The 18552-nt window shown below is 64.4% G+C and carries 17 protein-coding genes; 12 read left to right on the forward strand and 5 right to left on the reverse strand.

The window, feature by feature from the left end:
• Positions 1-77 precede the first annotated feature (77 nt).
• Genes LN996_RS01270 through LN996_RS01280 form a run of 3 tightly spaced genes read right to left on the reverse strand, consistent with a single transcriptional unit; the run spans position 78 to position 2509 of the window.
• Positions 78-971, reverse strand: a complete 894-nt coding sequence (locus tag LN996_RS01270) for a DUF817 domain-containing protein (protein WP_231338389.1) — start codon at positions 969-971, stop codon at positions 78-80.
• The gene (locus tag LN996_RS01275) at positions 964-1755 is read right to left on the reverse strand and encodes an oxygenase MpaB family protein (RefSeq protein ID WP_231338390.1); all 792 of its coding nucleotides are present in this window, start codon (positions 1753-1755) and stop codon (positions 964-966) included. Before LN996_RS01275 ends, LN996_RS01270 begins: the two co-directional genes overlap by 8 nt.
• A gap of 16 nt (positions 1756-1771) precedes the next feature.
• Positions 1772-2509 (reverse strand): TetR/AcrR family transcriptional regulator, encoded by a 738-nt coding sequence (locus LN996_RS01280; protein WP_231338391.1) that lies wholly within the window; start codon positions 2507-2509, stop codon positions 1772-1774.
• Between the two features lie 143 nt (positions 2510-2652).
• On the opposite strand from LN996_RS01280, the gene LN996_RS01285 reads away from it, so the two are divergent.
• Together LN996_RS01285 and LN996_RS01290 are read left to right on the forward strand one after the other, a co-directional pair.
• Positions 2653-3591, forward strand: coding sequence for an NAD-dependent epimerase/dehydratase family protein (locus LN996_RS01285; RefSeq protein ID WP_231338392.1), 939 nt, complete (start codon positions 2653-2655; stop codon positions 3589-3591).
• A 124-nt stretch (positions 3592-3715) separates the two neighbouring features.
• A complete protein-coding gene (locus tag LN996_RS01290; protein ID WP_231338393.1) occupies positions 3716-4567 on the forward strand; it encodes a CPBP family intramembrane glutamic endopeptidase in 852 nt (283 codons plus the stop codon).
• Between the two features lie 19 nt (positions 4568-4586).
• Here the strand turns inward: LN996_RS01290 and LN996_RS01295 are convergent, their stop codons facing one another.
• On the reverse strand, positions 4587-5438 hold the full coding sequence (locus tag LN996_RS01295) for a phytanoyl-CoA dioxygenase family protein (protein WP_231338394.1): 852 nt from the start codon (positions 5436-5438) through the stop codon (positions 4587-4589).
• A gap of 111 nt (positions 5439-5549) precedes the next feature.
• Between LN996_RS01295 and LN996_RS01300 the strand changes: the two genes are divergently transcribed.
• Together LN996_RS01300 and LN996_RS01305 are read left to right on the forward strand one after the other, a co-directional pair.
• Positions 5550-6386, forward strand: a complete 837-nt coding sequence (locus LN996_RS01300; protein ID WP_231338395.1) for an AraC family transcriptional regulator — start codon at positions 5550-5552, stop codon at positions 6384-6386.
• A 169-nt stretch (positions 6387-6555) separates the two neighbouring features.
• Complete coding sequence (locus LN996_RS01305) at positions 6556-8604, forward strand: hypothetical protein (protein WP_231338396.1); 2049 nt, start codon at positions 6556-6558, stop codon at positions 8602-8604.
• 63 nt (positions 8605-8667) lie between these two features.
• Here the strand turns inward: LN996_RS01305 and LN996_RS01310 are convergent, their stop codons facing one another.
• A complete protein-coding gene (locus LN996_RS01310) occupies positions 8668-9804 on the reverse strand; it encodes an ROK family transcriptional regulator (RefSeq protein ID WP_231338397.1) in 1137 nt (378 codons plus the stop codon).
• 134 nt (positions 9805-9938) lie between these two features.
• Between LN996_RS01310 and LN996_RS01315 the strand changes: the two genes are divergently transcribed.
• The 8 genes from LN996_RS01315 to LN996_RS01350 all read left to right on the forward strand — a co-directional run bounded on the left by LN996_RS01315 (position 9939) and on the right by LN996_RS01350 (position 18266).
• Positions 9939-10985, forward strand: coding sequence for a hydroxyacid dehydrogenase (locus LN996_RS01315; protein WP_231338398.1), 1047 nt, complete (start codon positions 9939-9941; stop codon positions 10983-10985).
• A gap of 2 nt (positions 10986-10987) precedes the next feature.
• Complete coding sequence (locus LN996_RS01320; protein ID WP_231338399.1) at positions 10988-12334, forward strand: sulfatase; 1347 nt, start codon at positions 10988-10990, stop codon at positions 12332-12334.
• Positions 12335-12339: 5 nt separating this feature from the next.
• The gene (locus tag LN996_RS01325) at positions 12340-13626 is read left to right on the forward strand and encodes an extracellular solute-binding protein (protein ID WP_231338400.1); all 1287 of its coding nucleotides are present in this window, start codon (positions 12340-12342) and stop codon (positions 13624-13626) included.
• Between the two features lie 29 nt (positions 13627-13655).
• Positions 13656-14612, forward strand: a complete 957-nt coding sequence (locus LN996_RS01330) for a carbohydrate ABC transporter permease (RefSeq protein WP_231338401.1) — start codon at positions 13656-13658, stop codon at positions 14610-14612.
• Positions 14609-15475 (forward strand): carbohydrate ABC transporter permease, encoded by an 867-nt coding sequence (locus LN996_RS01335; protein ID WP_231338402.1) that lies wholly within the window; start codon positions 14609-14611, stop codon positions 15473-15475. The genes LN996_RS01330 and LN996_RS01335 overlap by 4 nt, the downstream gene beginning before the upstream one ends.
• A complete protein-coding gene (locus LN996_RS01340; protein WP_231338403.1) occupies positions 15472-16392 on the forward strand; it encodes a Gfo/Idh/MocA family protein in 921 nt (306 codons plus the stop codon). Before LN996_RS01335 ends, LN996_RS01340 begins: the two co-directional genes overlap by 4 nt.
• A gap of 79 nt (positions 16393-16471) precedes the next feature.
• On the forward strand, positions 16472-17440 hold the full coding sequence (locus LN996_RS01345; RefSeq protein WP_231338404.1) for an ROK family protein: 969 nt from the start codon (positions 16472-16474) through the stop codon (positions 17438-17440).
• Between the two features lie 34 nt (positions 17441-17474).
• Entirely contained in the window at positions 17475-18266 is a 792-nt protein-coding gene (locus tag LN996_RS01350; RefSeq protein WP_231338405.1) for a glucosamine-6-phosphate deaminase, read from the forward strand.
• The last annotated feature ends 286 nt before the right edge of the window (positions 18267-18552 follow it).

The following is an 18552-nucleotide window of genomic DNA, read 5'->3' on the forward strand; positions in this document are numbered from 1 at the left end:
AAAGCTTCACCTAACGACACAGCGCCCTCACATTTCAACCTCCGCCCCGGAACAAACTCACGCGCGCCGCGCGGCCCTCAAGGCGCTACGCGGCGAAGCCTAGGGACCTTAGCGGCGCCAAGGGCATCCAGCGGCTCCGGCTTGTACACCCACGCCACCAGCACCACGGAGATGATCATCAGCAGGAACCACGCCAGCAGCTTGTCGATGGAGACGGCCTGCCAGCCGTTCAGTTGGTTCGGATACAGCCACGCACGGGACCAAGTGCCGATGTTCTCCGCGAACCAAATGAACAGCGCCACCAGCAGGAACGAGACCAGGATGGGCATGCGGAAACGACGCCGGAACACCCGAAAGTGCATCACGCACCGCCCGTAGACCAGCACGACGGCGGCCAGCAGCACCCAGCGTGCGTCGAAGATGTAGTGGTGCGAGAAGAAATTGACGTAGATCGCACCCGCCACGAGGGCAGTGATCCAGCGCCTCGGGTACCTGTCGAAGCGGAGGTCGAACAGCCGGAAAACACGCACCATGTAGGACCCCACGGCCGCGTACATGAACCCGCTGAACAAGGGAACTGCCCCAACCCGAAGGAACCCCTCCGCCTCGTACGCCCAGGATCCGACGTCCGTCTTGAACAGTTCCATCACCGTCCCCACCACGTGGAAGAGCAGGATGACCCGCAATTCCCGCAGCGTCTCCAGTTTGAAGCTGATCATCAGAATTTGGATGACGACGGCGGCAAGGGTCAGGAAATCGTTACGGGCAAGCCCTGCGTTATCCGGATACCAAAGGCGGGCCCCGATAATCACGGCGAGCAGTGCGGCCCCAAAAACACATGCCCAGGCCTGCTTCAGCCCGAAGACTACGAACTCGGTGAGCCCGGATTGCAGGCGACTTCCCCGGACGCGGTCCAGATACCGATGCGCAAGGGCATCGATGGACTCTTCCACCGACGTGGAGTTACGCATGCAGCACCTTTGAGTCCACCACCAGCTGGCCCAGGTAGTGATCGCGGGGCCAATGCCGGATCCGCTGTGGCAGCCGTGGATAAACACGTCCCATCAGGCGCATGGTCCGTTCGAAGCGGCGCGCATGGCCCGGGCCCCACTCAAAGCCGAAGCCTTCACGCAGGTGGTCGGGCAGCAGTCCTGCGGTGAGGAACCGCGCCAGCGGCATGGCCAGGCGCAACAGCCGCGGTCCACCAGCTGGATGGAGCAGGTCCCGCGCAACCCCCAGCGCCTTCTCGTCCGGCTGGAGTCCTTGCACGTGGGCGTCCCAATAGGCAGCGAAAGCGTCACGGTCGGCCGGCCACATGCCCGCCGGAAGCTGCAGGGCTGTCCCGATCCGCGCATACTCGCGGTAAATACGTTCGGCGGTCTCGCCGTCGAGCGTTCCGTGCACCTGCTCATAGACGGTGACGGCGGTGTCGTAGAGGGTCGCGACCACCCACAGCTGGGATTCGGCATCGAAGGCACTGTAGCCCTTGGAGTCGCCGTCAGGTTCGCGGCGGACCGGCGCGTGGGCACGGTTGACGGCGCGGCGGACGGCCTTGAGTTGCTCCTCCGAGCCGTAAACCACCGCATATACGTACGTCATGGTCGCGCGGAGGCGGTCCATGGGGCGCTCGGCGAAATTGCTGTGCTCGGCCACGCCATGGCCCACTTTGGGGTCGGCGATTTGCAGCAGTATGGCGCGGCCTGCACCGGCGAGCAGGACGCCCTCCGCACCGATGTCTGCAAGCCCTCGAACCATCTGAATACTTTAGCGCCTAGCCTTGGAGCCCCACGACGCCCTGCAGCACGCTGAGCTGATGCGCGAACAGTTCGTCGCGGGCGGCGAAGGTGCCGGCGCCATACTGCCCAAAAACCTCGAAGCTGATGGCCCCGAACACCGACGTCCACGCCAGGACACCCCGCGCAAGCGACGGGTCGGGGGCCCCGAGATTCATCTCGGCGCGAATGGCCGCCAGGTCTGCGGCCAAGGCCGGAGGAATCACGACGGCGGGGGTCACCTCGGCGTTGAGCGCACCCGCACGGTAGGCGGCATCGAAGATACCGACGAGGCGGACGATGACCCGGGTTCCCGGGACGGTGGTGCGCTCCCCCGGCGCTTGATACCCGGGGACGGGACTTCCGAACAACAGGGCGTAGCTGGCCGGCTCGCGGATGGCCCACGCACGGACAGCATTGCCGAGGGCCCTGAACTGCCCGGCGAAATCCTGTTGCGGGACCGCTCCGACGGCCGCATCCACGTGGTCGCCGAGCTCGTTGTAGGCATCGATGAGCAGGAGGGTGAGGAGTTCGTCGCGGTTCTCGACGTAGCGGTATACGGCCGAGGATACGACGCCGAGATCCCTCGCCACGGCGCGCAGGGACAGGGCAGCCGCACCGTGGACAGCCAAGTGCTCCCGGCCGAGGCGGATGATGTCGGCGATTGTCTGGGTGCGGGCGCGTTCCCGCGGCGTTGTTCCCTTGGTCTTGGTTGCACTGGAGCCGGCGGACGTCATGCCAATAGCTTGCCACAACAGAGAGCGCTGTCAACAAACGAGAGCAGTGCTCTTGACATGGTCGACATTCACCCTCATGCTGATTTAGAGAGCACTGCTCTCGCTTTTGATTTCACGGATACAGACCCGAAAGAAGGCACACTATGTACGTCGTCACAGGAGCAGGTCCCGTTGGCTACGCCGTCGCGGAACAACTGGCCCGGCAAGGCCATCAGGTGCGCGTTTTGACGCGGTCCGGCAGCGGCCCGGAGCATCCCTTGGTGGAACGGGTCCAGGCCGACGTCTCGGACGCCTCGCAGCTGGATCAGGCGATTCAGGGAGCAACCGCCGTCTTCCATTGCATCCATGGATCCGCATACCGCGCCTCCGCCTGGGCTGCCGAACTCCCCCAAGCCGAGCAAGTGGTGATGGATGCAGCGGCAGCCGCGGGCGCCGTCGTCGTCTTCCCCGAAAGCCTCTATTCGTACAGCGAGCCGGACAACGTCATGACCGAAGCCGGCCCACGTACGGCTACCGGTGGCAAGCGCGGAGTGCGGACCGCGCTGCTGACGGCGAGGAAAACGCATGCCGCCGACACCGTAAGTGTCGTCGCCGGAGACTTCTTCGGACCACGCGTGAAGATGGCACATGCCGGAGAGCGCATGGTGGCGCCCATCCTGGCAGGCAAGGCAGTGCAGTTCATCGGAAGCACACGCCAGCCGCACTCGTTCACCTACGTCCCGGACCTCGCCGCAGCCATGATTGCGGCCGCGCAGAAGCCCAAACTGTGGAACACGGTGCTGCACGCCCCCACAGGCGCAGCCGTCACCCAGGGAGACATGGCCGCAGCACACGCATCGGCCGCAGGGGTTGCTGTGCCCAAGGTGAGCGCCGTGCCCGGATGGGTGCTGCGGGTGGCGGGTGTTTTCTCCACGGACATGCGCGAGATTGCCGAATTGCTGTACCAGTTCGAACGCCCGTTCGTGATGGATTCCTCGGAAAGCCAGAAGCTCCTGGGCCTGGAACCGACACCCCTGATGGAAGCTGCAACTGCAACGATGACGTGGTGGAAGGAAGCTGCGCGGATGCCACAGCGTTCCTGAAACAGCAGCCACATCAATCCCGCACCGCAAAAACCGCAGCGGCGCACCTTTCACACGCCGGCATCACCTAGGCTTATCAGGATGGCCCCGGCCTAAAGGGGGAACAAGCAGGAAGGTGCTGGGCATGCATGAAAGTGACTCTGGATGGATCCGTTTTTGGAACCGTGGGACGTGGTGGAAAGCACTTCTGTTCGTTGCCCTCTACTGGGGCGTCTATGAACTGATCGGCCTTGGTATCGGCACCCTGTTCGGGGGCTTCATCAACCTGGAAAACCCGTTGGCTGATCCGCTCACCGCGTTCCTTACGCTGGCGCTGCCCATCCTGGTCGCCGGAATATTGCTGCTCCTGTTTGCACGCTCGCTCGGTTGGGTCAAGGAGATTTTCGGCCCCCAGCCCCTCCGGGGGAAGGCTTGGATGTGGGTTGTGATCCCCCTGCTCATCATCCCTATCGTCCTGCGGCTGGTAGCGACCAACTGGTCCTCGTACTCGGTGGGACTTGTCTTGGTCATGGCCTTCTTCGGCCTATGCGTGGGATTCACCGAAGAACTTGCCACACGAGGAATCGTTGTCAACATGCTCCGTAACGGTGGCTACGGTGAACGGCTCGTCTTCGTTTTGTCCACCGCGTATTTCGCCTTGCTGCACAGTGGAAACATTCTCACAATGGAGCCACTGGTTGTCGCCGTGACCGTGGTCTACACCTTCGGATTTGGTGCCATGATGTACCTCTCCATGCGGGTCACAGGCAGCATCACCTGGGCGATCCTGCTGCACGCCGCCACGGATCCCACCACGTTCCTGGCCACAGGTGGGATCGATGCTGCCACCGAATCAGCCGGAGCGGCCGGCCTGATTTCCCTCGCCGGGATCTTCAACTGGGTCTACATCCTTTTGGCATTGCTGGCCATCTTCTTCGTCAAGGGACATGCCACCCGAAAGAAGCTCAACTCCCCCGCTTCCATCGACGCAGCCTGATCCCGTGAGCGGCGGCGGGTTAGAGCCCGTCGTCGTAATTCCAATGCTCCTGCCAGCGCCAATCAATTGGTTCGCTGAGCCGCTGGTAGCGGATATCGGTAGACAGGCGCATGGTGCCGTTGCGGTCGGTGTTATCCAATGCGGCGTGCACAATATGCGCCGAGTGGACCACCACATCGCCCACCTCATAATCCGTCACGAGCCAGCGGGCATCGCGTTCGTCCGCCAGCCCCGGAAGGTCAGCCGTAATGGAGGCAGCGGGCATTTTCAGGGTTCCCTCCCGCTCCTCGGCCATCACCCAGTGGTGGCTGCCCTCCAGGTAGGCCAGGCCTCCCCGCTCGCGTGGGCAATCACCTAGCGGAATCCACATGGAAAGCACACGATCGCTGCCTTCGCGCAGATAGACCAGATCGTAGTGGGCCTGCGTGGCGGTGCCGATCCCGCTTTCGCCGGGCTTGGTGTGGCGAATGATCTTCCGACGGTGCAAATGGACATCATCTTCCAGGAACCAAGCGAACCAGCCGGCAATGCCTTCCGCAGTGCACAGCGCCTGGTACTCCCGCCCGGGAACGATGTGGTCGAAGAGGCCCCGCCGCAACGCAGCACGGTCAACCGCACCCGGCGCTGCAATGCCCTCCCGCGGATCCGTACCCGTCGCGTACACATTGGCTTCGCTGAGGGAAGCAAAGTAGAACTCACGGAAATCCATCAGATGGTCCGGATTAAGCTGCCCCTTCAGGTAAAGGTATCCGTCGCGGCGGAGCCTTGCCCACAATGCGTCACGATCCCGGCGCTCGGAAGGGGGTACAGGCTCAAGCTCCGCGAGGCGGGATACCGATTCATCCAGGACGTAGCCATTCGAGGTCAACATGATGTCCAGCCTGGCAGCGGTGTGCAACGAAGTGAATGGACTCCCGTGTCCTGGGACTTGGACTTTTGTGCGACTTGTTTCCACGTGCTGGTAAGGGCAGCATTGAGGTTCATGGACGATTGGTCAACGTACCGCCATCCGGGCTCTCCCCTCCGTAACCTGGGCTTGGCTTGCCTGGGTGCAGGTGAGCAAAGCGGGACTTTGCCTTCCTTTTCCGGACGGACCCTGAGCAGCCACGCCATGGTGCTGGTATCCGAAGGCTCCGGGCACTTCTCCGTGGACGGCAGGCGGTACACGGTCCAAGCTCCGGCGATCATCTGGCTCTTCCCCGGCGTAAGCCACGGGTATGGTCCAGGACCGGCGGGGTGGAAGGAACACTGGGTGTTGTTCACCGGTCCTACGGCGAGGGCATTGGAGGAACTGGGATGCTTTGCACGGGACCGCCCAATGGTGGAGCTGGATGCCTCTTCGGACGCCCGCCCCGCGGAAGCACTTGGACTTTTCCCAGCCCTTCGATCAACACTCGCGACAGGCGGTCACCGCGGTGATGTGGAGGCTTCCATACTCTGCCAACGGGTGCTCGTCGACGCCGGCAACCACGGAGTCGCGAGCACCGGAGAATCCCAAGGAGAGCTGCTCGGCAGACTCCAGGAGATGGCCCATCTCCCGCTCAGCCTGCCGCAACTGGCTGCTGCATTGAAGGTTTCCGTTTCCGAACTCCGGCATTCGGTCCAGGCAGCCACCGGCGTGGGCCCTAAAGAGCTCATCATCCAACTCCGGATGTCACGCGCCCAATCGCTCCTGGCCGACACAGCCCTGCCCGTGCAGAGGATCGCGTCACTGACCGGTTATGACGATCCCGCCTACTTCAGCCGACTCTTTACCAGGAAGACCGGCTATTCACCGAGCCAGTTCCGGCGCGTGCACCACAGGGAAGCGCCGCACTGACCGAACGGCCTCCCACACATCGAATGTCTGAAAATGTTCGAATCATGGATTTCCCGCCCCCAGGCTGAAACCCTGAATGAAGTGCACAGGACGTATCCGGAACGCCCCTGGCGGCACCAAACCACCCCACGATATATGCCCCACGGGATACTCAATGAGGAGATCTTCCATGTCCACATTCGCCATCAATCGTCGTCAGTTGCTGCAGACCGGGGGCGTCGGCGGACTCGCCGTAGCACTGTCAGCAATGTCCTCCGGCGCTGCCCAGGCCGCACCGAAAAAGCAAACCGCAGGCGTCCCGCATATCACCGACCTTGGACCCGCCGTCGTTCAGTTTTCCCTGATGAGTTCGCTGCTGGTGGGCGACACCGTCTACATCGGGTCCCGCAACCTCAACCCTGTGCGTATCATCGGGTTCCATCTCCCCACTGGCACCATCACTTCGCGGACAGACCTCGGCTCCGGGTACAGCATCCAGGCCCTGGCTGCAGACTCCACCGGCCGCTACCTGTACGCAGGCGTACTGCGCGACGGAATTGACGGCAAGCCGAACCTCTACCGCTGGGACCTCAGCACACCCAACGTTCCCGCGGTCGGCGTCGGCGAAACCGGCGACCGCGATATCCGGGCCCTGGCCGTGGCCCCCGATGGAAAGGTCTACCTTGCCGGTGGCGGGTTGACCACCAATGCACCTTCCCTGTGGGAATACGATCCCGCCACGAATGCCATGACCAGCTGGGGCATCCCGGACGCCGGAGCCACGATTGCCCAGGCCGTGGCCGCCACCGCCAGCCACGTGTACTTCGGCACGGGCAGCACGCTGGGCGGCGGCAACGGATCAAGTCCCGGCCGCCTGTTCGCTTTCGACCGGACCACCAAAGCCTCCACCAACATCCTCCCGGCAGAAGTAGCCACCGGCGTCTCTGTCACGTCACTCAGCGTGCTGAACGGGCAGTTGGGAGTGGGGGTCAAGGGCCCGGGCAAGTCCGTGCTGATCAACCTTGCCAACCACGCCCAGTACACCATCATTGCCAAGACCGGCGTGATGTTCAGGCAGTTGGGCAACGACGTCTTCTTCGTCAAGGAACCGGGCGTGTGGTCCTACAACATGGTCACCAAGAAGATCACCCAGATCCTCACCGAAGATGTCGGCGCCATGTGGGGCCTGGACGTCTACGGCAACAAGGCACTGACGGTCTCCTCCTACGACGTCATTGAAGTGGACCCGGTAGCGAAGACAGCCGTCAAGCATGACCTGCAACAGGCCGGGGCGCCGGGCGGACCGCAGCTATGCATGGGCCTGGCTGCCGGTGCGGGCGACGTCTACGTGGGTGGCACCGGGACAATCGCCCGCCACCAACTTGCCACGGAACAGGTGTCCTATCTCCGGGCGACGGGTGAAGCCAAGGACGCAGTGATTGTGGGCGGAATTCTCTACACAGGCCAGTACAACTCCAGGGGGATCTACGCCTACGACCCCGCTACCGGTCAACTTCCGTACCAGGTAGCCGCATTGCCCGCAGGGCAGAACCGCCCGTTGGACGTCTGTTGGGATGCAGTCAACGGATTGGTCATTGCCGGCGCCCAGAACGACACCGGCGGTGGCGGCTGTTTCGCTGCCTACAAGCCCTCAACCACCCAGGTAATCGCCCAGGTCAACCCGATCGATGCCCTCCAAATGGTCCGGGCCGTAGCCACCAAGGACGGCGTGGCCTACCTCGGCGGCGACAACATCTACCCCACGGGCCCCCGGAGCACCGTAGTTGCCTGGGACCCGGTAGCTAACCAGGAGCTGTGGCGCCTGGATCCCGGCCAGACCCAAGGCATCGCTGCGATGGCAATCCACGGCAACTACCTTTTTGGCATGTCCCGGAAGGCGGCCGGCCTGTTCGTTGTGGACCTCACCACCCGCCAAGTGGTCCATACCGGAGACCTGAGCGCGGTATGCACTGATTTCGGAGCCCTGGTGGCCACCGAGGAGAAGGTCTACGGCGTCTCTGACACCACGGTCTTCAGCATCGACCCCACCACGTTCGAGGTCACCGTGGTGGCCCCGGCGATCAACGGCGGCTGGTACAGCGGCCCGCACATCACAGCGGACGAAGACGGCCTGCTCTACACGTTGCAGGGCCCCAACCTGGTCCGGATTGATGACCTGTCCCCCGAGGGGAAGCTCAAGAAAGAAAAGAAAGACAAGAAGCCCAAGAAAGAAAAGTAGGCCCTCCAAGCCCATGTAAGTAGCAGCAGATGCCGTTCTGAGCCCTCACAACGGCAGCTGCTGCTACCCAGTTGGGCTGGCCGTAAACAGTCCCGCCAGCACCGAGCATGCAGCACCCCGGGCGAGGGCTACGGGATCTGCAATCGCTGCATCAAATGACGGAGACGGAGTGTTCGCGTGGCGGTACTGATTCAAGAACGCGCGCTTGGTCTGCTCGGCGAAGGACCCCAGATCGGCCTCGGGCGCGAAACCCACCACGACTTGTTCGGGGCCCATGACCTTGGCCGTGTTCGCCATTCCGATACCCAGGTGCAGGGCGGCGTCGGCAATCAGGCCGGAATCGACGTCGGGGTCCATGCCCCGGTCCTGGCCACTTCGCGCCAACTCCTGCTGCATGCCCCACAGGCTGCCGCGGGTTTCGAAGCAGTCTTCCGCGCCGCAGTGACAGGGCCGGGCCGGCCCCGGCCCGGTGATGGCCCGCGAATGGGCGAAGCCCCCAGCTGCACCGTTGAAGCCGCGCTGGATGCGGCCTTCAATCACGACGGCGGCACCCAGGCTGGTTCCGACGCTGAAGATGAGCATCTCCCGGCCTTTGAAAACGTCATCGAACAGCAGCCCGCGAGCATAGGCATTGACGTAACTGTCAACGATGACCGGTTGCCCGGAAATCTCTTCAAGGAGCATTTGGAACTTGATGTCAGCCCAGCCCATCGCCCCGCTGTGCCGCACCAGGCCACTGACTTGGTCAACCACGCCGGAAACGGCAACCCCCACCCCAATAAGCCGGGAGTCCACCGGGCCGGCCGCCGCGCGCACGGCCCGCTCCACGGCCGCTGCTGCTTCGTCAGGCCCGGTGGACGCCAACGGCTCGCTGTGGGTGGCCACCACGTCACCGCGCAAATCGACGACGACGGCGTGGGCTTCCGTAGCGGACAGCCTCACCCCCGCCGCGAAAACACCTTCGCGTCCGAGCTCAAGCAGTCGTGCGGGCCTGCCACCCGTGCTGGGCGCAATCTCGGTCTCAACCAGCAGTCCGGATTGGATGAGCTTGCCGGTAATCCCCGTGACGCTGGCCGCGCTCAAACCGGTTTGAACCGTGATTTTGGCGCGCGATACCGGCGCCTGTGTCCGGACAATGTCCAGCACCAGGGCCTCATTGATCTCGCGGATCAGGGCCTTGCTGCCTGCGCGTGGCTTCATTGCTGGTGGCTCCTGTTGTCGCGTCGCATGGGATCTCCCCCATTCTGGCATCCGCAGTCCGGATGCCTTCACACTCTCCATTGTACTTACTTTAGTCATTGACAAAAGATATTGAAACTGGCAATCTCGGTCCCATGAACAACAACAAAGGCGTTGCATCGACATCCTCGCCACCCACAGCAACCCGGCTGCAGATCCTGCTGAGCATCCCGGATGCGGAACGGGCGGCCTTCATCTCCCCCGAAACCCGCGCTGCCCTGGACGGACTCGGCGAGGTCACCCAAGTCGCCCCCGCCGAACTCCAGTCCCTGGGTGCTTTCTCCGCCGCTGCCGCAGGCAAGGACGCGTTCATCACCGCCTGGGGTTTCCCCCGCCTCGACGCCGAACACCTGGCAGCGGCGCCGAACCTCAAGTGCGTGGTCCACGCCGCCTCATCACTGCACGCCCTGGTCAGCGACGATTTCTGGGCCGCAGGCATCCCCATCTCCCAGGCCGGCGCAGCCATGGCACCGGCCGTCGCGGAACTCTCGCTCACCTTCACGCTGAACCTGCTGCGACGCGTGCACCGGCTCGATCACGGCCTCCGTTCCGGAGCCAACTGGGACGACGCCCGCAACGTCCAACGCGCCCGTGAAATCTCCGGTGCCCGCGTTGGAGTCGTTGGAGCCTCACGGACAGGCCGCCGCTACATCGAGGCCTGCCGGTCCCTCGGCGCGAAAGTAGCCGTGTTCGATCCGTACATCCCCACGGGAGATCCCCTCGCGGCCAGCTCCGCCACGTTGGATGACCTCATGACCCACAGCGATGTGGTCGCTGTCCATGCTCCGGCCACCCCCGAAACCGCAGGACTCATCGGTGCTGCCGAACTCGCGCTACTCCCGGACGGGGCCGCGTTCGTGAACACGGCCCGTTCCACCATCGTGGACATGGAAGCCCTCTATAAGGAGGTGCACTCGGGCCGGATTGATGCCGCATTGGACGTCTTCGACGAAGAACCCCTGCCGGCAGGCGATCCCTGGCGCTCCCTGCCCAACGTGCTCCTCACTCCCCACCTCGGCGGAGCAACCGTCGACTCCCGGCGCAGGGCCGGCGGGATCGTGGTTGATGAACTCCGCCGCTTCATCGGCGGCCAGCCCATGGAACACGCCCTCACCCGCGCCGACCTCGAAAGGATGGGCTGAACGTGCAAAACATTCTCCTGATCCACTGCCACGACCTCGGCCGCTTCCTGGGCACGTACGGGGTGGAAACAGTGTCCACCCCCAACCTGGACGCCTTGGCCGATGAATCAGTACTCTTCGAGCAGGCTTTCGCAACTGCTCCCCACTGCAGCCCTGCCCGGGCCTCGCTCTTCACGGGCACGTATCCGCAGACCAACGGTGTCCTCGGGCTGACGCACGAGCCCTTCAGCTGGGATCTCAAAGAACCGAAGGACCACATCGCCTACAGGCTGAAGTCCGTCGGCTACCAAACCGAGCTGGTGGGCGTGCACCACGAATCGCGTGTTTTGGCGGACGACGTCGTGGCCGGCAGGCTCGGTTTCGACCACGCCCGGACGGGTGGTGCGCGGGACGTCGTCGTGGATCGCGCCACCGACGCCTTGCGTCGCATGTCCGGCAGCGACCGGCCCTTCTACCTGCAGGTCGGCTTCACGGAGCCGCACCGGGTGCCCTCCGAAAGGGACCGTCCGGGGGTGATGGGCTTCCTGGCCGACGGCGTGGAACCGGACGTCTCCCTGGGCCACACCGTTCCAGCCCACTTGGTGGACGACGTCGGCGCCCGCGAGGAGATCGCCGAACTGCAGGGCGCCGTCAAACATATGGACGAAGGCGTCGGGAGCATTCTCGCCGAACTCGATTCGCTCGGCCTCCGCGACCAGACGCTGGTGCTGTTCACCACCGACCACGGGCTCGCGCTGCCCCGCGCCAAATGCACCCTGTACGACGCCGGACTGGGAGTTGCGCTGATGCTCCGCCATCCGGGCAACCCGGCGTGGTCCGGGCGACGAGTGGGGGACATCGTCAGTCACGTGGATGTCCTGCCCACCTTGATGGACCTGGCAGGACTGACAACTCCTGACGGCCTCGCCGGAACCACCCTGCGGCCGGCCGTGGAAGCGGGAGATGCTCCGCGAAGCCACTGTTTCAGCCAATTGAGCCACCACACGTATTACGACCCCAAACGATCAGTGCGGACATCCACGCACAAGCTGATCGTCAACTTCTCCAACGCGCCCCGCGCCATGGATCCCACCCAATCCTGGATTCACCGCAGCCTGCCCGCAGACCTTGGCGGGCCAACCATCGGTACCAGTCCGGCGCTGGAACTCTACGACCTGACGATGGATCCAGAGGAACTGGACAACATCGCCGGCCATCCGGAGCAATCGGAGATCCTCAGGGATCTCTCCGCAATCCTCTTCGACTGGATGCGCGAATGCGGCGATCCCCTCCTCACCGCACCCGTAGCAGCCAGCCGCCACGAGCTCGCGCTCAGCGCAATCCACGAAGCCACCCTCACCCGAAAGTAGCCACCATGTTCACACGCAAGATGCACCGCGCCGCTTTGGCAACTGCCGCCGTCGTCACCGCCGCTTTGACGCTCACCGCCTGCGGTTCCACCGGTTCGCCAACGTCCGACGGCGGCCAGGCCACCGGCAAGGTGACGCTCTGGATGTACCCGGTCATCAAGGACGAGACCGCCAGCAAGAAGTTCTGGCAGGACACCGAGGCCAGCTTCGAGAAGGCGAACCCTGGGATTGACCTGAGTATCGAACTCCAGACGTTCGACAAGCGGGACGCCCAGATCTCGGCGGCGCTGGCCGCGGGCTCGGGACCCGACGTCGTGCTCATTACGCCCGACCAGGCAGCAACCTACCGCAACGTGCGCGGACTGCTGCCGGTGGACAAGGCCGTTGAGCAGGACAAGGACAGCTTCTATCCCGGCACACTGGAAGCGGCGACGTTCGACAAAGAGGTGTTCGGCGTTCCGCTGTTCCAGAACATCAACACCACCGCCTACAACACCAAGATCTTCGCGGACGCCGGGATTCCACTGCCCAAGACCTGGGACGATCTCCGCAGTGCTGCGCCGGTCCTTGCGGAGAAGGGCATCGCGGTGATGGACTACGCCGGCAGCCCCGAACAGACGCTCAACCTGTCCTTCTATCCGCTGCTGTGGCAGGCCGGCGGAACCGTGTTCACCGATGATGCCAAGGACATCGCTTTCGACTCGGAGGCCGGCGTTTCGGCGCTGCAGTTGCTGATGGACCTCAAGAAGCTCGGCGGGCTGCCCGCGGATGCCGCCACCGACGGCCCCAAAGTTGAAGGGGCGCCGATCGCCACCGGCAAGGCAGCAATGCGGGCCACCACCTCGCTGCCGGAGCTGAAGCAGATGCGCGCCGCCCTCGGCGCCGACAACGTTGCCTTGGGTGCTCCTTTGCAGGGCAAGGTCCAGGCGACGTACGGCAACCCCGGATTGCTGGCGCTGACTTCCATCAACAAGAAGGAAAACCGCGAAGCCGCTTACAAGGTGATGAGCTACCTGAGCTCCGCTGAGTCCCAGAAGGCCCTCAACGCCGCCGCAGGCAACCTGCCCACACGCAGCGACGCCGCAGCCCTTGGCACGGACCCCGATTCCATCGCCATGGCAGAGGCTTTGAAGTCCGCCAACCCCGGCGAACCGTCCCCCGTTGCGCGCCAGGTCATGGGCGCCCTCGCGCCGAACATCCAGGCGGCCCTGCGCGGCGATGTCAGCGCAAAGGAAGCCCTTGACCGTGCTGCCAAAGAAGCCCGCGGCATCCTGCAGCGCTCAGCATCCTGAGTCCAGCCCAACCACCGATTGGTCACCCCATGTCTGTAAACACCCGCACCAGAAGCACACTGGCCGGCCGACATCCAGAGCTGACGGCACCACCGCTCAAGCCTTTTGGGGCCAGGAAAGCCCGTAGCCGCGAGGCACTGGCCGGCATCCTCTTCGTCCTGCCCACCCTGGTCATTTTCGGTCTCTTCAAATTCCTCCCCATCTTCGGGGCCGGAGCCATGAGCATGACCGAATACAGCCTCAACGGCGACTTCGAATTCCTGGGCGCAGACAACTACACCCGCTTGGCTGCTGATCCCAACTTCTGGCAAAGCCTCAAGGTGACGTTCCTGTACGTGGCGATCTTCGTCCCGTTCATCATCGCCGTGTCACTGGCCGGAGCTGTCCTCCTGGACAAACTGGTCAGGTTCACCGGGACTTTCCGGGCGTTGCTGTTCATTCCGTACCTCAGCTCGTTCGTCATGGCCGGCATCATCTGGACGTGGATCTTCTCCACGGATGGCCCACTGAATGCGGCCTTGGGCGGCCTGGGCATGGGCCCCGTCCCCTTCACCTCCGGACCCCAGCTGCTGGTACTGCTGTCCCTGGCCGTGGTGTCCGTGTGGAAAGGCTTCGGCTACTCCATGCTGATCTTCCTGGCCGGGCTGAAGGCACAGCCGGCCGAAGTCCACGAGGCTGCCCGCATCGACGGGGCAGGCGCCTGGAAATCGTTCTGGTACGTCACACTGCCGCTGCTGAAGCCCGTGGTGTTCTTCGTCCTGGTCATTGAGACCATCGTCGGATTCCAGGTCTTCGACACCATCTATGTCATGACCGGAGGCGGACCCGCCCGGGCCAGCCACAGCCTCATCTACTTCTTGTTCGATGAGGGCTTCAAGTTCTTCGACTTCGGCTATGCCTCGGCCATTGGCGTGGTGCTGTTCGTCATTGTGCTCATCCTCTCGCTCATCCAGCAGCGCTTCTTCGAAGGTAAGGACTCCAAGTGACTGCCACCGTCTCCACTCCAACTGTTGGCCGGATCCCCAGCCCCCGTCGCAGCACCGAGAAGCGCCGGCAGCGCACGCTGACCTGGGTGTTGGCAGTGATCTCACTGTTCACAGTGGCGCCCCTGATTGCCGTCGCCGTGCTGGCCCTCTCCCCCGAGGACGCACCCACGCTGCCCTACGCGTTGCCGTCGTCGCTGACGCTGGACAACATCATCCGCATCTTCAACGTGGGCGAATTCCCGCTCTGGCTGTGGAACTCGTTCCTGTACTCGGCGGTGTCCGTGGTGGTTGTCCTGCTGACCGCATCCATGGCCGCCTACGCCTTGGCCCGCAAGAGGTTCCCCGGCCGTAATGCGCTGCTGTGGGCCATCATCGCCACCATGATGGTGCCCGTCCAGGCCACGCTGATTCCTACGTTCATCCTCATCTCCAAGATGGGCGGGGTGAACACCCTCTGGGGCCTGATCCTGCCCACGCTGGCCAACGCCCAGGCGATCTTCCTCATCCGGCAGTTCGTGCGGGACATGCCGGAGGAACTGTTCGACGCCGCCCGCATCGACGGCGCCGGCGAATGGCGGACCTTCTGGCAGATCGTGCTTCCGCTGATCCGTCCCGTCCTGGCAACCCTGGCCATCTTCGTCTTTCTCTGGCATTGGAACGACCTCCTCTGGCCGTTGGTGGTGGGCCAGTCGGACGCAGCACGGACACTCACTGTGGGCTTGGCAACGTTGAACACCGAGACCGCGTCCACGTCCAACGTCATGGCCGCAACGCTGGTCAGTTTCATCCCTTGCCTGGTGATCTTCGCCCTCCTGCAGAAGCACATCGTCGCCAGCATCACGCACAGCGGGGTGAAGGGATGACGCTTATTGCGCCCCTCCGTTTCGGTCTCATCGGCGTCGACTCCCCGCACGCGCCGTCGTTTACGCGGCTCTTCGGGAACGGCTTCGACGGCGTGGTCCCCGGCGGCGTGGTGACGCACGCGTGGAAGGGGGAACCGGCGTCGGACTTTCCGTTGAGCCGCGACCGCATCGATGACTTCGCCGAAGAAGTGAGCGGGCTGGGTGTCGTCATGTGCGATTCGCCCGAGGCCGTGGCCGAGGCCTGCGACGCGCTGCTCATCGTGTCTTCCGATGCACGGACGCACCCGCGCTACTTTCAGCGCGTGGTGCGGTTCGGCAAGCCGATCTATGTGGACACGCGTTTCGCCCCCACCCTGGCTGAGGCCCGGACCATGCTCGCCCAGGCGCAAGCCTCCGGCGCTTTGGTCCTGGCGGGGTCCCCCAAGAGGTTCACGCCGGAATTCCAAGCGGCCCTGACGGGAGGGCCCTGTCAGTCCGTTTCCCTGGACGGGCCCCTGCCTACCCAGCCCGGCCACCCGGGACTGGCCTGGTATGGCGTGCATTTGGTAGACCTCGCAGTGGCAGCGCTCGGTGCCGGCCCGGAGGCACTAACGGTCGACGCCGGGAGGCCCGGTTCCGACGGAGACGCCACCACGGTGACGGTGAGGTGGGGTGACGGACGCGTGGTCGCCATGAAGGGCGAGGCGGACTGGAGTCCGTTCACTACCGGGCGCATCGAATCCGATGGCGGCTGCGCGGAGTTCTCGATCGAAGCCGGCCCTCCCATGCTGGTTGGCCTCTTGGAGGGGATCGTGAAATCCATCCGGAGCGGGACACCGAACGTACCCCTGCGGGAGATCCTCAGCATCGTCGCAATCGTCGAAGCCGCCAACCGAAGCCTCGAAGCCGGACTCCCCGTCCCCCTCCCACCCAACTAAGTAGCAGCAGATGCCCGATTGAGCCCTCGTTGGAACATCTGCTGCGACCTGCTTGGGTGCCAACCCCGAAAGATCACTGATGACACTGAGCTCCACTCCCGTTTTGCCTGCCCCGCGCATATCCGGCCCCTCCGCCACGCGCACGGTGAGGATCGGCGTCGACATCGGCGGCACCAAGATTGAGGCCGTCGCCGTGGACCAGGACTGCACCGTCCTGCACACGGTCCGGCGTCCCACCGGGTTCGGAAACGGTGCCCTGCTCAGCTCGCTCTTCGGCGTCCTCGAGGAGCTGCGCAGCGCGGAAACCCTGGCGGAGTGCACCGTGTCCGGGCTGGGCATTGGAATCCCAGGAACGGTGGATACGGAGTCCGGGTATGTGGCCAATGCCGTCAATGTTGGTGTTGCCGGGTTGGACCTCGGCAGCCTGGTGGAGGCTGAGCAGGGGCTGCCGGTCGTGGTGGAAAACGACGTCAATGCCGCCGCCATCGGAGCCCACTATTTGCTGGCCGACGGCGATGCCTCCGGTTCCAGCGCATACCTGAACCTCGGCACCGGATTGGCGGCGGGCTACGTCAGCAACGGCGTTGTGGTCCGGGGCACGTCCGGAGCGGCGGGCGAAATCGGCCACCTCCCCCTCGGGATGCAGGGCGAGGAATGCCCCTGCGGCCAAAAGGGCTGCCTGGAGCTCATCGCTTCGGGGTCGGGCATTGCCCGACAGTGGAAGGGCCCCGGCCGGTGGCCGGCCGTCTCGCTTTTTGAGGCAGTGCTCGACGGCGATCCGGTCGCCAAAGTTGTTCAGCAGCGGTTCTTCGAAGGTGCTGCCACAGCCATCCGAATCCTCGGACTGACCTACGACCCCGCTTCCATCTACATTGGCGGCGGCCTGAACGCCCTCGGACAGCCACTACTCAACGGTATCCAGCGGGAGCTTGCCCGGTTCGGCGCTCCCTCCCCATTCCTTTCCGGCTTGGCCCTTGGCGATCGCGTCCAGTTGGTCCCGCCGGGGCTTTCCATCGGCTCTGTCGGCGCGGCGATCACCGCCGACTAGCAACGTCCCCCAGCAGTTATTCAAAGGAAGACCCATGGCAGAAATCATCATTGTCCGCGACCACACCGAGGCCGGAAGTGTCGCCGCGTCGATCTTCGCACAGCAGATCATCGCCAACCCCGCCACCGTGCTGGGGCTGGCCACAGGTTCAACACCACTGTCCACGTACGCGGCATTGGCGAGGACCGTCCGCCGCGACCGGATCGATGTTTCCGGCGTACGCGGCTTCGCGCTGGACGAGTATCTGGGCGTCCCTCCGCAGCACCCTGAGAGCTACCGCTCGGTGATCACCCGCGAGGTGGTTGAGCCTTTGGGATTGAACCCGAATCAGGTGTTCACGCCGCGGGGCACTGGCAGCGGCATCACCCAGGCCGGAGCGGAGTACGAAGCAATGATCGCGGACGCCGGCGGAGTGGACATCCAGATCCTGGGCATCGGTTCCAACGGCCATGTGGGATTCAACGAGCCCGGGTCCTCCCTGGCATCGTCCACCCGGATCAAGGCACTGGCCGCCCAAACGCGCAAGGACAACGCCAGGTTCTTCAGTTCTCCGGACGAGGTCCCGACCCACTGCATCACCCAGGGCCTGGGAACCATACTCCGGGCACGGCGCTTGGTGCTCCTCGCCTTCGGAGCGAACAAGGCCCAGGCCGTTGCCGCTGCATTGGAAGGGCCGGTTTCCTCGGCCGTGCCGGGCTCGGTCATTCAGCAGCACGCACGGGCCACTGTGATCATCGACGAGGACGCCGCCGCAGGGTTGGCACACGCCGAGTACTACCGGCACGCCTGGCAGTCGGCACAGGACCTGGGTGCAGGAGTTCTGTAGAGCGGGCACTATCTGGTCCTTGCCGCGTGCGGGGACGGTCCCAGCGCGCGCCTTTGTCCGAACCGACCGTCTGTAGTTCCACCACAACAGAAGCGGGGGGGGGGGGGGGGGGGGGGGGGGGGGGGGGGCGCGGCCGGGGCGCCGCCTCACCCCCCCCCCCCCCCCCCCCCCCCCCCCCCCCCCCCCCCCCCCCCCCCCCCCCCCCCCCCCCCCCCCCCCCCCCCCCCCCCCCCCGCTTCTGTTGTTGCCGCGCAGGTCGTCCCCTAACAGGGGTAAGTCAAAAAGA

The organism is Arthrobacter sp. AK01 (assembly GCF_021109375.1).
Taxonomy (GTDB): Bacteria; Actinomycetota; Actinomycetes; order Actinomycetales; family Micrococcaceae; genus Arthrobacter.

Excerpts from the sequence above, each read along its gene's own strand:
- LN996_RS01270 (WP_231338389.1), bottom strand. The coding sequence starts at position 971 with ATGCGTAACTCCACGTCGGTGGAAGAGTCCATCGATGCCCTTGCGCAT.
- LN996_RS01275 (WP_231338390.1), bottom strand. The coding sequence starts at position 1,755 with ATGGTTCGAGGGCTTGCAGACATCGGTGCGGAGGGCGTCCTGCTCGCC.
- LN996_RS01280 (WP_231338391.1), bottom strand. The coding sequence starts at position 2,509 with ATGACGTCCGCCGGCTCCAGTGCAACCAAGACCAAGGGAACAACGCCG.
- LN996_RS01285 (WP_231338392.1), top strand. The coding sequence starts at position 2,653 with ATGTACGTCGTCACAGGAGCAGGTCCCGTTGGCTACGCCGTCGCGGAA.
- LN996_RS01290 (WP_231338393.1), top strand. The coding sequence starts at position 3,716 with ATGCATGAAAGTGACTCTGGATGGATCCGTTTTTGGAACCGTGGGACG.
- LN996_RS01295 (WP_231338394.1), bottom strand. The coding sequence starts at position 5,438 with ATGTTGACCTCGAATGGCTACGTCCTGGATGAATCGGTATCCCGCCTC.
- LN996_RS01300 (WP_231338395.1), top strand. The coding sequence starts at position 5,550 with ATGGACGATTGGTCAACGTACCGCCATCCGGGCTCTCCCCTCCGTAAC.
- LN996_RS01305 (WP_231338396.1), top strand. The coding sequence starts at position 6,556 with ATGTCCACATTCGCCATCAATCGTCGTCAGTTGCTGCAGACCGGGGGC.
- LN996_RS01310 (WP_231338397.1), bottom strand. The coding sequence starts at position 9,804 with ATGAAGCCACGCGCAGGCAGCAAGGCCCTGATCCGCGAGATCAATGAG.
- LN996_RS01315 (WP_231338398.1), top strand. The coding sequence starts at position 9,939 with ATGAACAACAACAAAGGCGTTGCATCGACATCCTCGCCACCCACAGCA.
- LN996_RS01325 (WP_231338400.1), top strand. The coding sequence starts at position 12,340 with ATGTTCACACGCAAGATGCACCGCGCCGCTTTGGCAACTGCCGCCGTC.
- LN996_RS01330 (WP_231338401.1), top strand. The coding sequence starts at position 13,656 with ATGTCTGTAAACACCCGCACCAGAAGCACACTGGCCGGCCGACATCCA.
- LN996_RS01340 (WP_231338403.1), top strand. The coding sequence starts at position 15,472 with ATGACGCTTATTGCGCCCCTCCGTTTCGGTCTCATCGGCGTCGACTCC.
- LN996_RS01345 (WP_231338404.1), top strand. The coding sequence starts at position 16,472 with ATGACACTGAGCTCCACTCCCGTTTTGCCTGCCCCGCGCATATCCGGC.
- LN996_RS01350 (WP_231338405.1), top strand. The coding sequence starts at position 17,475 with ATGGCAGAAATCATCATTGTCCGCGACCACACCGAGGCCGGAAGTGTC.